Source organism: Actinomycetes bacterium (assembly GCA_035489715.1).
In the GTDB taxonomy this organism is placed as follows: domain Bacteria; phylum Actinomycetota; class Actinomycetes; order JACCUZ01; family JACCUZ01; genus DATHAP01.
The window spans coordinates 1-12,768 of sequence record DATHAP010000155.1; the positions used below are offsets into that span (position 1 = coordinate 1).

At 72.7% G+C, this 12,768-nt stretch carries 19 protein-coding genes and 1 tRNA gene; 15 read left to right on the top strand and 5 right to left on the bottom strand.

Annotated elements, in window-relative coordinates:
• Positions 1–442 (top strand): cobalamin-binding protein (locus VK640_12430; GenBank protein ID HTE73990.1); only part of this gene is annotated, 442 nt, incomplete at its 5' end.
• A gap of 84 nt (positions 443–526) precedes the next feature.
• Here VK640_12430 and VK640_12435 read toward each other — a convergent pair.
• Positions 527–1,108 carry an isochorismatase family protein gene (locus tag VK640_12435; protein HTE73991.1) on the bottom strand — a complete coding sequence of 194 codons (582 nt, stop codon included), beginning with the start codon at positions 1,106–1,108 and terminating at the stop codon, positions 527–529.
• Positions 1,105–2,343 carry a nicotinate phosphoribosyltransferase gene (locus VK640_12440; GenBank protein ID HTE73992.1) on the bottom strand — a complete coding sequence of 413 codons (1,239 nt, stop codon included), beginning with the start codon at positions 2,341–2,343 and terminating at the stop codon, positions 1,105–1,107. The genes VK640_12435 and VK640_12440 overlap by 4 nt, the downstream gene beginning before the upstream one ends.
• 93 nt (positions 2,344–2,436) lie before the next feature.
• Between VK640_12440 and clpS the strand changes: the two genes are divergently transcribed.
• From clpS to VK640_12470, 6 genes are read left to right on the top strand one after another with little or no spacing between them, the layout of a single operon-like run.
• A complete protein-coding gene (clpS, locus tag VK640_12445) occupies positions 2,437–2,727 on the top strand; it encodes an ATP-dependent Clp protease adapter ClpS (GenBank protein HTE73993.1) in 291 nt (96 codons plus the stop codon).
• Between the two features lie 12 nt (positions 2,728–2,739).
• Entirely contained in the window at positions 2,740–3,282 is a 543-nt protein-coding gene (locus VK640_12450; GenBank protein ID HTE73994.1) for a DUF2017 domain-containing protein, read from the top strand.
• Between the two features lie 32 nt (positions 3,283–3,314).
• Positions 3,315–3,761 (top strand): M67 family metallopeptidase, encoded by a 447-nt coding sequence (locus tag VK640_12455; GenBank protein HTE73995.1) that lies wholly within the window; start codon positions 3,315–3,317, stop codon positions 3,759–3,761.
• A 15-nt stretch (positions 3,762–3,776) separates the two neighbouring features.
• Positions 3,777–4,049 carry a MoaD/ThiS family protein gene (locus tag VK640_12460; GenBank protein HTE73996.1) on the top strand — a complete coding sequence of 91 codons (273 nt, stop codon included), beginning with the start codon at positions 3,777–3,779 and terminating at the stop codon, positions 4,047–4,049.
• Between the two features lie 22 nt (positions 4,050–4,071).
• Positions 4,072–5,019, top strand: coding sequence for a cysteine synthase (locus tag VK640_12465; GenBank protein HTE73997.1), 948 nt, complete (start codon positions 4,072–4,074; stop codon positions 5,017–5,019).
• Positions 5,020–5,063: 44 nt separating this feature from the next.
• Entirely contained in the window at positions 5,064–5,849 is a 786-nt protein-coding gene (locus VK640_12470) for a class I SAM-dependent methyltransferase (GenBank protein ID HTE73998.1), read from the top strand.
• A 19-nt stretch (positions 5,850–5,868) separates the two neighbouring features.
• Here VK640_12470 and VK640_12475 read toward each other — a convergent pair whose 3' ends face one another.
• Positions 5,869–6,261 carry a cupin domain-containing protein gene (locus VK640_12475; protein ID HTE73999.1) on the bottom strand — a complete coding sequence of 131 codons (393 nt, stop codon included), beginning with the start codon at positions 6,259–6,261 and terminating at the stop codon, positions 5,869–5,871.
• Between the two features lie 52 nt (positions 6,262–6,313).
• Between VK640_12475 and murI the strand changes: the two genes are divergently transcribed.
• From murI to rdgB, 4 genes are read left to right on the top strand one after another with little or no spacing between them, the layout of a single operon-like run.
• A complete protein-coding gene (gene murI, locus VK640_12480) occupies positions 6,314–7,108 on the top strand; it encodes a glutamate racemase (protein ID HTE74000.1) in 795 nt (264 codons plus the stop codon).
• 16 nt (positions 7,109–7,124) lie between these two features.
• Complete coding sequence (locus tag VK640_12485; GenBank protein HTE74001.1) at positions 7,125–7,877, top strand: MBL fold metallo-hydrolase; 753 nt, start codon at positions 7,125–7,127, stop codon at positions 7,875–7,877.
• A gap of 24 nt (positions 7,878–7,901) precedes the next feature.
• Positions 7,902–8,621: a ribonuclease PH gene (gene rph / locus VK640_12490; GenBank protein HTE74002.1), complete on the top strand. Its 720-nt coding sequence runs from the start codon at positions 7,902–7,904 to the stop codon at positions 8,619–8,621.
• Positions 8,618–9,229, top strand: a complete 612-nt coding sequence (gene rdgB, locus VK640_12495; GenBank protein ID HTE74003.1) for an RdgB/HAM1 family non-canonical purine NTP pyrophosphatase — start codon at positions 8,618–8,620, stop codon at positions 9,227–9,229. Before rph ends, rdgB begins: the two co-directional genes overlap by 4 nt.
• A 10-nt stretch (positions 9,230–9,239) precedes the next feature.
• Here the strand turns inward: rdgB and VK640_12500 are convergent.
• Both VK640_12500 and bcp read right to left on the bottom strand, forming a co-directional pair.
• A tRNA-Leu gene (locus VK640_12500) sits at positions 9,240–9,322 on the bottom strand.
• Between the two features lie 13 nt (positions 9,323–9,335).
• Positions 9,336–9,809 (bottom strand): thioredoxin-dependent thiol peroxidase, encoded by a 474-nt coding sequence (gene bcp / locus VK640_12505; protein HTE74004.1) that lies wholly within the window; start codon positions 9,807–9,809, stop codon positions 9,336–9,338.
• Between the two features lie 100 nt (positions 9,810–9,909).
• Here bcp and VK640_12510 point away from each other — a divergent pair, with 100 nt between their 5' ends.
• The 4 genes from VK640_12510 (at position 9,910) to VK640_12525 (ending at position 12,665) form a co-directional block, all read left to right on the top strand.
• Positions 9,910–10,206, top strand: coding sequence for a DUF3618 domain-containing protein (locus tag VK640_12510; GenBank protein HTE74005.1), 297 nt, complete (start codon positions 9,910–9,912; stop codon positions 10,204–10,206).
• Positions 10,203–10,724 (top strand): DUF427 domain-containing protein, encoded by a 522-nt coding sequence (locus VK640_12515; GenBank protein ID HTE74006.1) that lies wholly within the window; start codon positions 10,203–10,205, stop codon positions 10,722–10,724. Before VK640_12510 ends, VK640_12515 begins: the two co-directional genes overlap by 4 nt.
• A gap of 49 nt (positions 10,725–10,773) precedes the next feature.
• Positions 10,774–11,100 (top strand): co-chaperone GroES, encoded by a 327-nt coding sequence (locus VK640_12520; GenBank protein HTE74007.1) that lies wholly within the window; start codon positions 10,774–10,776, stop codon positions 11,098–11,100.
• A gap of 122 nt (positions 11,101–11,222) precedes the next feature.
• Positions 11,223–12,665: a sulfatase gene (locus tag VK640_12525; GenBank protein HTE74008.1), complete on the top strand. Its 1,443-nt coding sequence runs from the start codon at positions 11,223–11,225 to the stop codon at positions 12,663–12,665.
• Positions 12,666–12,768 lie beyond the last annotated feature (103 nt).

A 12,768-nucleotide genomic window follows, 5' to 3' on the forward strand; every position in this document is an offset into this window, starting at 1 on the left:
CTCGCTGCGAGGCCGGCTGGACGCGGTGCGCGCCGCGGTCGCCGGCGGGGTGCCGGTGCCGGTGATGGTGCTCGAGTGGACCGACCCGCCCTTCACCCCTGGCCACTGGGTGCCCGACATGGTCACCGCGGCCGGCGGGCTCCCGCTGCTCGGTAGCGCCGGGGCGCGCTCCGTGCGTACGTCCTGGCCGGCCGTCCTGGCCGCGCAACCCGCGGTGGTGGTCGCGGCGTCCTGCGGTTTCGGGCTGGCCGACTCGATGCGGCTCGCCGAGGAGGTGGCCGACCGGGTGCCCCGCGACGTACCGCTGTGGGCGGTCGACGCCAACGCGTCCTTCGCGCGTCCGGGACCCCGACTCGTGGACGGCGTCGAGGCGCTGGCGGCGATCCTCCACCCCGACGCCCGCCTGCCCCTCGACCACTCGCTGGCGCGCCGCGTCCGGTGATCACGCGCTCCTCCGGAGGGCATGCGCGGGGAAGAGACCGCGGATCGTCTCCGGAGAGCGGGCGGTGTCGGCGCGCGGCCACGCTCAGGTGAGGACGACGCCGGCCTCGCGCATCTCGGCGACCGCGCGCTCGGTGTCGCCCTCGGCAAGCTCGACGAACCGGGTCAGGGCCAGCGGCACCTCGACGTCGTAGCCGAGCCGGCGACCGTCGAGCGCTGTCTCCCGGACGCAGTAGTCGCCGGCCAGGCCGACGATCACCAGCCGCTGCACCGCGGGGTCGAGCAGCGACTGCAGCTGGGTCGAGGCGGCCGCCCCGGAGAGCGGGTCGCGCACCGAGAAGGCGGAGTAGCCGTCCTCCCCGGACGTGCCCTTGCGCACGACCGGGCCCTGCACGAGCAGGTCGGGGTGCAGCTCGGCACCCCAGGTGTCGTGGACGCAGTGGACCGGCCAGACGCCGCCGTCCTTGTCGAAGTGCGGCGTCGTGGCCGGGTGCCAGTCCTGGGTGTAGACGACCGCCGAGCCGGCGTTGTGGGCGGCGCCGACCTCGACGCCGATCGGGCGGGCGAGCTCCTCGCCGCCCCGGACGTAGAGCCCTCCTGCGGGGTCGGCGAAGTCGTTCTGCACGTCCACGACGAGCAGGGCCGTCGTGCTGTCGTAGGTCGTCACTGCGGCCCCTCGTTGACGGTCGGGATGGCGGGGTCGCCCTTGGAGAGCGCGAGCCCCTCCCAGGGCAGCGTGGTCAGGACATGCGCGAGGTGGTCGCGGGACTCGGCGAGCGGCGGCACGCCGACAGGTCGCCCGTCCCGCACCAGCGCCACCTGGAGCTTCCGGTCCCCGTCCCTGGCCGCGGGGTCGCCCTGGGCCCGGACGACCTCCTCGGTGGCCGTGCCGCTCGACCGGTGGCGTCGGACCGCCGTCTTGCGGCCGCCGTGGGTGACCTTGTCCTCGGACCGCTTGGCGACCGCCCGGCCGTCGACCTCGACCAGCTTGTAGACGAAGCCGGCGGTAGGGGCTCCGGAGCCGGTCACGACGGACGTCCCGACGCCGTAGACGTCGACCGGGGCCGTGGCCAGCGCCGCGAGCGCGTGCTCGTCGAGGTCGCCGGACAGCACGATCCGGGTCGCGGTCGCGCCGAGCGCGTCGAGCTGGTCGCGCGCCTGGTGCGCGAGCACGCCGAGGTCGCCGGAGTCGATGCGCACCGCGCCGAGGCCCGGACCCGCGACCTCGATCGCGGTGCGGATGCCCTCGCGGATGTCGTAGGTGTCGACGAGCAGCGTTGTGCCCAGTCCGAGCGCGTCGACCTGGGCCTGGAAGGCGTCAGCCTCCCGCTCGTGCAGCAGGGTCCAGGAGTGGGCGGCCGTGCCGGTGGTCGGGATCCCGTGCCGGTGCCCGGCGGCCAGGTTGGAGGTGGCGGCGAAGCCCGCGAGGTACGCCGCGCGCGCGGCGGCGACGGCGGCCTCCTCGTGGGTGCGCCGGGAGCCCATCTCGATGCATGGCCGGCCGTCGCCGGCGGTGACCATCCGGGAGGCGGCCGAGGCGACGGCGCTGTCGTGGTTGAGCACCGAGAGCACCAGCGTCTCCAGGATCCCCGCCTCGGCGAAGCTTCCCTCGACGGTCAGGACCGGGGACCCCGCGAAGAACGCCTCGCCCTCGGCGTAGCCGGAGACGTCGCCGGTGAACCGGTAGTCCGCCAGCCAGTCGCAGGTCTGCTGGTCGACGACACCGCGCTCGCGCAGCCCGGCCAGCGCCTCGTCGGGGAACCGGAAGCCGGCCAGCGCCTCGACCAGGCGCCCGGTCCCGGCGACCACGCCGTAGCGGCGACCCTCCGGCAGGCGCCGGGTGAACACCTCGAACGCGCACCGTCGCCCGGCGGTCCCGTCGTGGAGGGCGGCCTGCAGCATGGTGAGCTCGTAGTGGTCGGTCAGCAGGCCGCTGTCGACACCGCCTGCGAGACCCGTCTCGACGCTCACGGCGGTCAGCCTAGATTGGACCGCATGTCCGTCGCTCCGATGGAGGTCGAGGAGACCGGCACCGACGAGGTAGTCGTGCCCGACAAGCCGTGGGTCACGATCGTGTGGAACGACCCGGTCAACCTGATGAGCTACGTGGCGTTCGTCTTCCAGAAGCACTTCGGCTACGCCAAGGAGAAGGCGCACGAGCTCATGCTCGACGTGCACGAGAAGGGCAGGGCGGTGGTCTCCTCGGGCACCCGCGAGGAGATGGAGCGCGACGTCGAGGCGATGCACGGCTACGGCCTGTGGGCGACCATGCAGCACGACGAGTAGGGCGGGCACACCGTGGTCGCACACTTCAAGAGGGCCCGGTCGGGCGTCCTGTCGGTGACCTTCGACGCCACCGAGTCGCGGCTGCTGCGCCACGTCTTCACCGAGATGCTCGAGCTCCTCGGCGACCCGGCGTCCGACGTGGAGGACGACCCTCTGGCAGCCGCCGTCGGCATCGGGACCTCGACCGAGGCGCCGGAGGACCCGGCCCTCGCGCGGCTCTTCCCGGACGGCTACACCGACGACTCGGACGCGTCGGCCGACTTCCGCCGCTACACGGAGCCGGGGCTGCGGGCCCAGAAGCGCGTGGCACTGCAGACGGCCGTGGCGATGCTGGGGGAGGGCGGGCAGCGGCTGCAGGTCACCGACGACGAGGCATCCGCGTGGCTGCGGGCCCTCAACGACACCCGGCTGGTCCTCGGGCAGCGGCTCGACGTCACCGAGGACTGGGACGAGGTCGTCGAGTCCCTGGCGGCCGACGACCCGCGGCTGCCGATGTTCTGGGTGTACGACCGGCTGACCTATCTCGAGGAGAGCCTGGTCCAGGCGCTGTGGTGAGCGGCTTCCCGCGGCCCGCCTAGGATCAGGGGGTGCTGCGCATCGACCGCGCGACGTACGACCAGATCGTCGCCCACGCCCGCCGGGACCACCCGGACGAGGCGTGCGGCGTGGTCGCGGGACCGGCCGGGAGCGACCGTCCGGAGCGTCTCGTGCCGATGCTGAACGCGGCCAGGTCCCCGACGTTCTACGAGTTCGACTCCGCCGACCTGCTGCGGCTCTACCGCGAGATGGAGGAGCGCGACGAGGAGCCGGTCGTGATCTACCACTCGCACACGGCGACCGAGGCCTACCCGTCGCGCACCGACGTCTCGCTCGCCCAGGAGCCCGGCGCGCACTACCTGCTCGTCTCGACCCGTGAGCCGGATCACACCGAGCTCCGGTCGTACCGGATCGTGGACGGCGAGGTCACCGAGGAAGAGGTCTCGGTGGTCGAGACGTTGACCGAGTCGGCAGTGCCCACCGACGGTTCTTCTTGAGGAGTCAGTCCAGCGATGAGCATCGAGGTCCGGATCCCGACGATCCTGCGGCAGTACACCGGCGGCGACAAGGCCGTCGAGGGGTCGGGCAGCACGCTGGCCGAGCTGATCGACGACCTCGAGTCGCGCCACTCGGGGCTGCGCAACCGGCTGGTGGACGAGAAGGGCCTGCGCCGGTTCGTCAACGTCTACCTCAACGACGAGGACGTCCGCTTCCTGGGTGGCCTCGAGACGTCGGTCAAGGACGGCGACAACGTGACCGTGCTGCCGGCCGTCGCCGGCGGCTGACGCCGAGGACCTGGGCACGCCCGTGCGATACGACTCGCTGCTGGACTCGGTCGGCAACACGCCGCTGATCGGGCTCCCGCGGCTTTCGCCGTCGGAGGACGTGCGGCTCTGGGCCAAGCTCGAGGACCGCAACCCGACCGGCTCGGTCAAGGACCGGCCGGCGCTCTGGATGGTCGAGCAGGCGGAGAAGTCGGGCCAGCTGCGCCCGGGGTGCACCATCCTCGAGCCGACGTCGGGCAACACCGGCATCTCGCTGGCGATGGTGGCGCGGCTCAAGGGCTACCGGCTGGTGTGCGTGATGCCGGCCAACACGTCGGTCGAGCGGCGCCAGCTGCTGGAGATGTGGGGCGCCGAGATCGTGTCGTCGCCGGCCGAGGGCGGGTCGAACGAGGCGGTGCGGGTGGCGAAGGCGCTCGCCGCCGACCACCCCGACTGGGTGATGCTCTACCAGTACGGCAACCCGGCCAACGCCGAGTCGCACTACGCGACCACGGGTCCGGAGATCCTGGCCGACCTGCCGTCGATCACCCACTTCGTGGCCGGGCTCGGCACGACCGGCACGCTGATGGGTGTCGGGCGGTTCCTGCGCGAGCAGGTGCCGGGCGTCGAGATCGTGGCGGCCGAGCCGCGCTACGGCGAGCTGGTCTACGGGCTGCGCAACCTCGACGAGGGTTTCGTGCCCGAGCTCTATGACGAGTCGGTGCTCACGTCGCGCTACTCCGTCGGGCCGCGCGACGCGGTGCGCCGGGTGCGTGAGCTGCTCGACAACGAGGGGCTCTTCGCGGGCTTCTCGACCGGGGCGATAGCCCACGCCGCCCTCGGCATCGCCGCGAGGGCCCACGCGGAGGGTCGACGCGCCGACATCGCCTTCATCGTCTGCGACGCGGGCTGGAAGTACCTCTCCACCGGCGCCTACGCCGGCACGCTGGACGAGGCCGAGGCCCGCCTCGAGGGCCAGCTCTGGGCCTGAGCGTTCGGTCACCGGAGGGGTGGCTGAGGTGCGACCCTGCCGCCGTGACCACGGACGAGGACGCCTGGGCGGCCGGCTTCGACGACGAGTTCGGGACGCCGCCCTCCGTCGTGATGGCGCGGGTGTGGCAGACGGTCCTCGGCGAGGAGTACCCCGCCGAGCTGGCGCCGTACAGCTGGATCACCCGCACCGAGCTCGCCGACATCGTCCGCGAGGTGAAGGTGGCGGCAGGAGCCCTGCTCGTGGACGTCGGGTCCGGCCGCGGTGGCCCGGGCCTGTGGGTCGCGGCCCAGACCGGCGCGGACCACCTGGCCGTCGACATCACCGAGGTCGGTCTCGAGGAGGTCCGGCAGACGGCCGGCCGGCTCGGTCTAGGCGACCGCTCGCGCGCGGCCGTCGGGTCCTTCGAGCAGATGCCTCTCGAGGACGCGTCGGCGGACGCGGTGATGAGCATCGACGCCCTTCTCTTCACCCCCGACAAGGCAGCAGCCGTGCGGGAGCTGGCGCGGGTGCTCCGGCCCGGCGGGCGGCTGGTCCTCACGACCTGGGACTACTCGGGGCAGCCCGTCGGCCGGCCGCCCCAGGTGGCTGACCATCGGCCCTTCCTCACGGCCGCCGGCTTCGACGTCATGCGCTACGAGGAGACCATCGAGTGGGAACGCCGGCAGCGCGAGACCTGCCGCCTGCTGCTCGAGTCGGTCGACGAGCTCGCGGCCGAGGAGGGGGACGACCCGGCCGAGGTGCGCGCCTCGATCCTGGAGATGGCGGCCACCATCGAGACGATCCTGCGCCGGGTGCTGGTGGTCGCGCAGCGCGCCGGCGGGGAGTGAGCGCCCCAGCCGGCGGCGGTCAGGCCTGCGGCGGCTCGTCCTCGCCGGCCGACTCGGCGGCCTCGGCGTCGGCCTTGGTGCGGTGCACGGTGTCCGGCGCGTGGTCCGGCGGCCCGTAGACGGTGAGCAGCCGCACCGGCCCGGACCCGCTGTTGGTGAAGTTGTGCTCCATGCCGGCAGGCACCACGACGAGGTCGCCGGCGCCGGCGTCGCTAGTCTCGCCGCCGACCTCGGCGCGGACCGAGCCCTCGGTGAAGATCAGCACCTGGTCGTTGTCGGGATGCACCTCGGCGCCGATGTCCTCGCCCGCCTGCAGGGTCATCGCGACGACCTGGGTGTGTCGTCCGGTCTGCAGCACGGTGCGGAAGTTGTCGTGCTCGGCGGCCGCGTCGCGCATGGTGATCTGGAACATACTTCGGGCCTACCCGGCGGTCCGGCCGACCGAACGTCGTACCCTCTGGCCCGTGGCAGACGCGCCGATCGGCATCTTCGACTCGGGGTTCGGCGGACTGACCGTCGCCCGGGCGGTGCTCGACCAGCTGCCGCACGAGCCGGTGCTCTACTACGGCGACACCGCGCGGCAGCCCTACGGGCCTCGGCCGATCGCGGAGGTCCGGGCCTTCGCCCTCGAGTCCCTGGACGAGCTGGTGGACCAGGGCGTCAAGATGCTGGTGATCGCGTGCAACAGCGCGAGCGCCGCAGTGCTGCACGACGCGCGGGAGCGCTACGCGGTCCCCGTCGTCGAGGTGATCCGGCCGGCCGTACGCCGCGCGGTCGCTGCGACGCGCAACGACCACGTCGGTGTGATCTCGACCGTGGCCACCAAGACCAGCCGGGCTTACGAGGACGCCTTCGCGGCGGCGCCGCACGTCACGGTCACCACCCGGGCATGCCCGCGCTTCGTCGAGTTCGTCGAGCAGGGCGTCACCGGTGGCGACGAGCTGATCAAGGTCGCGCATGAGTACCTCGACCCGGTGGCCGACGCGGGGGTGGACACGCTCATCCTGGGCTGCACGCACTACCCGCTGCTGAGTGCCGTCGTGTCCTACGTCATGGGGGACGGCGTCACGCTGGTCTCCTCCGCGGACGAGACCGCGAAGGACGTCTACCGGACACTGGTCGCCCAGGGGCTCGAGCGCCCCGACGGGCTGCCGGAGCCGGAGCACCGCTTCCTGACCACCGGCGACCCGCGGGTCTTCCGGGAGCTGAGCCGGCGCTTCCTCGGGCCGGAGGCCGGCGGCGTCGAGGCGGTCGCATGACGAGCAGGGGGGCTCGATGAAGGTCACCGTGGTCGGGTGCGCAGGGTCCTTCCCCGGGCCGGACACGTCGTCGTCCTGCTACCTGGTGCAGGCCGAGGGCTTCACGGTCGTGCTCGACCTGGGCAACGGCTCGCTGGGCCAGCTGCAGCGCTACTGCACGGTCGCCGACGTCGACGCGGTCCTGCTCAGCCACCTGCACGCCGACCACTGCATGGACGTCCTCCCGCTCTACGTCGCCCGGACGTACGACCCGACGGGCCGGCACCCGGTGCTCCCGGTGCACGCCCCGGCGGGGGCCGAAGCCCATCTGAGCCAGGCCTACGGCCGGGTCGACGCTCCAGGGCTGGGCACCTGCTTCGCCTTCACCGAGTGGAGCGCGGGCACCCACCGGGTCGGCCCCTTCGAGATCACGGCGGCCCGCGTCGCGCACCCGGTCGAGACCTGGGGCCTACGGATCTCGCACGATGGCAGGTCGCTGGTCTACTCCGCCGACACCGGCCCGTGCGATGCCCTCGTCGACCTGAGCCGGGGGGCGGACCTGGCACTGTTCGAGTCGTCGTTCGAGGCCGGGCGCGACCGGTCGGCCCCCGGTGATCTTCACATGACCGGCGGCCAGGCAGGCGAGCAGGCGGCCGCCGCCGGCGTACGCCGGCTGGTGCTCACCCACCTGCCGCCGTGGAACGACCCGGCAGTGTCGCTCGCCGCCGGGCGAGCCGCCTTCGACGGCCAGGTCGAGGTCGCGCGGCCCGGTGCGACCTACGAGCTGTGAGACCCGGCGCTTAGGGTCGTCGCCATGGCACGCACCGACGGCCGCACGTCCGGCCAGCTCCGTCCGGTCACCTTCACCCGCGGGTGGCTCGACCACGCCGAGGGCTCCGTCCTCGTGGAGTACGGCCGCACCCGGGTGCTGTGCGCCGCCTCGGTCACCCAGGGCGTCCCCCGCTGGCGCAAGGGCGGCGGCCTGGGCTGGGTGACGGCGGAGTACGCGATGCTCCCGCGCTCGACCAACACCCGCTCGGACCGCGAGTCGGTCAAGGGCCGGATCGGCGGCCGCACCCACGAGATCTCCCGGCTGGTCGGCCGGTCGCTGCGCGCGGTCGTCGACCACAAGGCGCTCGGCGAGAACACGATCGTGCTCGACTGCGACGTGCTGCAGGCCGACGGCGGCACCCGCACCGCCGCGATCACCGGGGCGTACGTCGCGCTCGTCGACGCCGTGGGCCACCTCCGGCGCGCGGGAGCCCTCGCCGGTGAGCCGCTCACCGGGTCGGTCGCCGCGGTGTCGGTCGGCATCGTCGACGGGGAGCCGATGCTCGATCTCTGCTACGAGGAGGACGTGCGCGCCGAGACGGACATGAACGTCGTCATGACCGGCGACGGGGCGTTCGTCGAGGTGCAGGGGACCGCCGAGGCGGCACCTTTCGACCGCGGCCTGCTGGACCGGCTGCTCGACCTGGCGACCGCCGGGTGCGCCGAGCTGACGGCGGCGCAGCAGAAGGCCCTGTCCGGGTGACGACGGGGACGACACTGGTCCTCGCGACCCGCAACGCCCACAAGGTGGGCGAGCTGCGCGAGATCCTGGCCGCGGCGGGGGTCGACGTCGAGCTGGTGCCGCTGCCGGCCGACGCCCACGAGGTGGTCGAGGACGGCGTGACCTTCGTCGACAACGCGCTGAAGAAGGCCCGCTCGGCCGCCGAGGCGACCGGCCTGCCGGCCGTCGCCGACGACTCCGGGCTCTGCGTCGATGCCCTCAACGGCATGCCTGGCGTGCTCTCGGCGCGGTGGGCCGGGTCGCACGGCGACGACGCGGCCAACCTGCGGCTGGTGCTCGACCAGCTCTCGGCCGTGCCCGACCAGCTGCGCGGGGCGTCCTTCGTGTGTGCCGCTGCCCTCGCTCTGCCGACCGGCGAGGAGCACGTGGTCGAGGGCCGGCTGGTCGGGTCGCTGGTACGCGACCCGAGGGGGAGCGGCGGCTTCGGCTACGACCCGGTGTTCGTGCCCGAGGGCGACACCCGGACGACCGCCGAGATGTCGGCGGTGGAGAAGAACGCGATCTCGCACCGGGGCGACGCGTTCCGCGCGCTGGCGCCGGCCATCCACGCCATGGTGCTGCGCGGCTGAGCCGTCTCGGTGCGGGAGGGGGGACTCGAACCCCCACGCCCGAAGGCACAGGAACCTAAATCCTGCGCGGCTGCCTGGTTACGCCACTCCCGCTGGCAGCACGATCCTAGGCGTCGAGGCCGAGGTCGCGACGCAGCTTGGCGACGTGGCCGGTCGCCTTGACGTTGTACATCGCCTTCTCGACGGTGCCGTCCTCGCCGATGACGAAGGTCGAGCGCAGGACGCCGATCACCGTGCGGCCGTAGAGCTTCTTCTCGCCCCAGGCGCCGTACGACTCCAGCACGTCGTGCGAGGGGTCGCACAGCAGCGGGTACGGCACGTGCTCCTCGTCGCGGAACTTCCTCTGCTTCTCCAGGCTGTCCGGCGACAGGCCGAGCACCTGGTAGCCCGCCGACTGGAGCGACGCGATGTTGTCGCGGAAGTCGCACGCCTGCGTCGTGCAGCCCGGCGTCGAGGCCGCCGGGTAGGCGTAGAGGACGACCTTCTGCTTCCCGCGGTAGTCGGAGAGGGAGACGGGGTTGCCGTCCGGGTCGGGCAGGGTGAAGTCGGGGGCGGCGTCCCCGGGGCTCAGGGTGGGCATGCGCCAAAACTATCCCGGAGACCTCCCGCCCTCGCCCGGAGGCGTAGAGGCAGGGATCATGGGCATGCACCACGACGTACCCGCCTGAGAGGTTGCCGCCATGACGACGAACTCCGCCACGCCCGGAGGCCTCGAGGCGCGCCCGCCGGCGCCCGCGACGGAGCGCACGCCCGCCGAGATCGAGGCCGACATCGAGCGCACCCGGGCCCGCCTGGCCGGGACCGTCGACGCGATCGCCGATCGGGTCAAGCCGGCCAACGTCGCCCGGCGCGGCGCCGAGTCGGCCAGGTCACAGGTGGTCGACGACCAGGGCAACCTGCGCGCCAAGCGGGTGGCGGTGCTGGCCGTGGTGGTCGCGGGCGCCGTCGGACTGGTCCTCTGGCGTCGCGGCCGATGACGCCTGCGGGCGTACGTCCGGAGGTCGCTCGCCCAGGACAGGAGTCGGTCTGGGACTACCCCCGACCGCCCCGCGTGGAGCCCACCGGGGAGCACGTCGTGGTTCGCCTCGGCGGCGTGGTCGTCGCCGAGACGGCCCGGCGGCACCCTGCGCTGCGTGTGCTCGAGACCAGCCACCCGCCGACCTACTACCTGCCGGTGGCGGCGTTCGGGCCCGGCTCGCTCGAGCCCGGCCAGGGGTCGAGCTGGTGCGAGTTCAAGGGCACCGCGGCGTACCTCGACCTCATCGGTGGTGTGGCCGGCGCCGTCCGGATCACGAGCGCCGCGTGGACCTACCCGCGGCCGAGCCCGGGCTTCGAGGCGCTGACGGACCACGTCGCGCTGTATCCGGGACGCGTCGACGAGGTGACCGTGGACGGCGAGCGGGTCCGACCCCAGACAGGAGGCTTCTACGGGGGCTGGATCACCGACCGCGTGGTCGGCCCGTTCAAGGGTGGCCCGGGCACCGCAGGCTGGTAACGGCTACCGTGCGCAGGTGAGCGAGGCGAGGGCCAGCGAGCCGGCGCAGATGGGCAGCGGTGCCCCGATCCGGCTGCTGCACGACCGGGTCCTGGTCGACACTGAGGGCGAGCCGGGCGAGCGCCGCTCGGCCTCGGGCATCGTGATCCCCGCGACGGCGCAGATGGGCAAGCGGCTCGCGTGGGCGGCCGTCGTCGCGGTGGGGGCCAACGTGCGCACCGTCGAGGTCGGTGACCGGGTGCTCTTCGACGCCGAGGACAAGGCCGAGGTGGAGGTGCGCGGGCACGGCTACACGCTGCTGCGCGAGCGCGACCTGCACGCGGTGGCCAGCGAGCGCCTCGAGGAGGCGGCGGGGCAGACCGGGCTCTACCTCTGAGCGTCGGCCTCAAGCGTCGGCCCCGTGCGACACGCATCACAGTCCCGCAAAGGTACGACGTGGCCCGACTCTTGACGACGTACGGTGGCGTGCCACTGCACCACCACCCTCGGGGGCTCCTCGTGCACCACCGGTCCGCCCGGTCCCGCCTGCCCGTCGTCCCGCTCTCTGTCCTCACGGCGCTGCTGCTGACCCTGGCGCTGGGCTCGCCGTCCGGCGCGGCGGACCGGGCTGCCGGCGCCACCACCGGGCCGAGCACGAGACTGTCGGCGACCACGGCCCAGCCGAACATCGTCGTGGTCCTCACCGACGACCAGCGTCGTGACTCGATGCGCTACATGCCCAACGTGCAGCGGCTGCTCGTCGACCAGGGGACGCGATACACGCAGGCGATGGTCCCGACCTCGTTGTGCTGCCCGTCCCGGGCCACCATCCTGTCCGGTCGCTACGCGCATACCAGCAAGGTTTGGGGCAACGGCGACGTCGGCGGAGTGAAGAAGGGCGGCTGGCCGCGGTTCTACGCGACCGGCACCGAGAGCCGGACCATCGCGACCCGGCTACGCGACGCGGGCTACCAGACGGCCATGGTCGGCAAGTACATGAACTTCTTCGGCAAGTACGCCACGCCCGGCTACGTCCCGCCGGGCTGGGACACCTTCTACACGCTGATGTCCAACCACGGGGCGTACTACAACTACCGGACGAACGACGGCGTCTACCACGGCACCGCTCCGGAGGACTACTCGACGGACGTCTTCGCGGCGAAGGCGGTCGAGACCATCCGCAGCTCATCGGTGGACCGGCCGCTGTTCCTCTACTTCGCGACGTACGGCCCGCACTCCCCGTTCGCGCCGGCGCCGCGGCACGACGGGGCGATGGCCGGCCTGCTGCCCGATTACACGGCACCCACGCTGGAGCAGCCCCTCCGCTCGATGCCGCGGTGGATGCGCGAGCGCCTCCACGCCGACAAGGCGACCGCGGACTGGACCCGGCTCAAGCAGCACGAGGCGCTGCTCTCGGTGGACGAGGCCGTCGCCCGCATCCACGACGCGCTGGCCGAGACCGGGCGCGACCGCAACACCCTGTACCTGTTCCTCTCCGACAACGGGTACTTCTGGGGCGAGCACCGCATAACCGGCAAGGACGCGCCGTACAAGGACGCCACCTACATCCCGATGGTTGCGCGGTGGGACGGCCATCTGCCGGCGGGCGCAACCAGCAGCCGGATCGTGCTCAACGTGGACATCGCGAAGACGCTCGCCACGGCTGCCGGGACGACCATGCGCAGCGAGGGCCTGGACATGTTCGGCGACACGACCCGTAAGGGATTCGTGCTCGAGGCGATGAGGGGCTACCACGACCGGCCGGCCTACTGCGGCTGGCGGACCAAGAACCGGATGTTCGTCCGCTGGGCCACCGGGGAGCGCGAGCTCTACGACTACCGGAGCGACCCGGCCGAGGCGCACAACCTGGCCTACACGAAGTCCTGGTCGGACGTCCGGGACCAGATGCGCCGCGAGGCGGTCAAGCACTGCTCGCCCGAGCCGCCGGCGTTCAGCTGGTGACGGCGGCTGGGCGCCACCCTGGCGCCTGGATCGGATTTCGCGTCGGCAAGGCCCCTTGGTAACCTGTCCAGGCTCTTGCGCCGCTAGCTCAACTGGCAGAGCA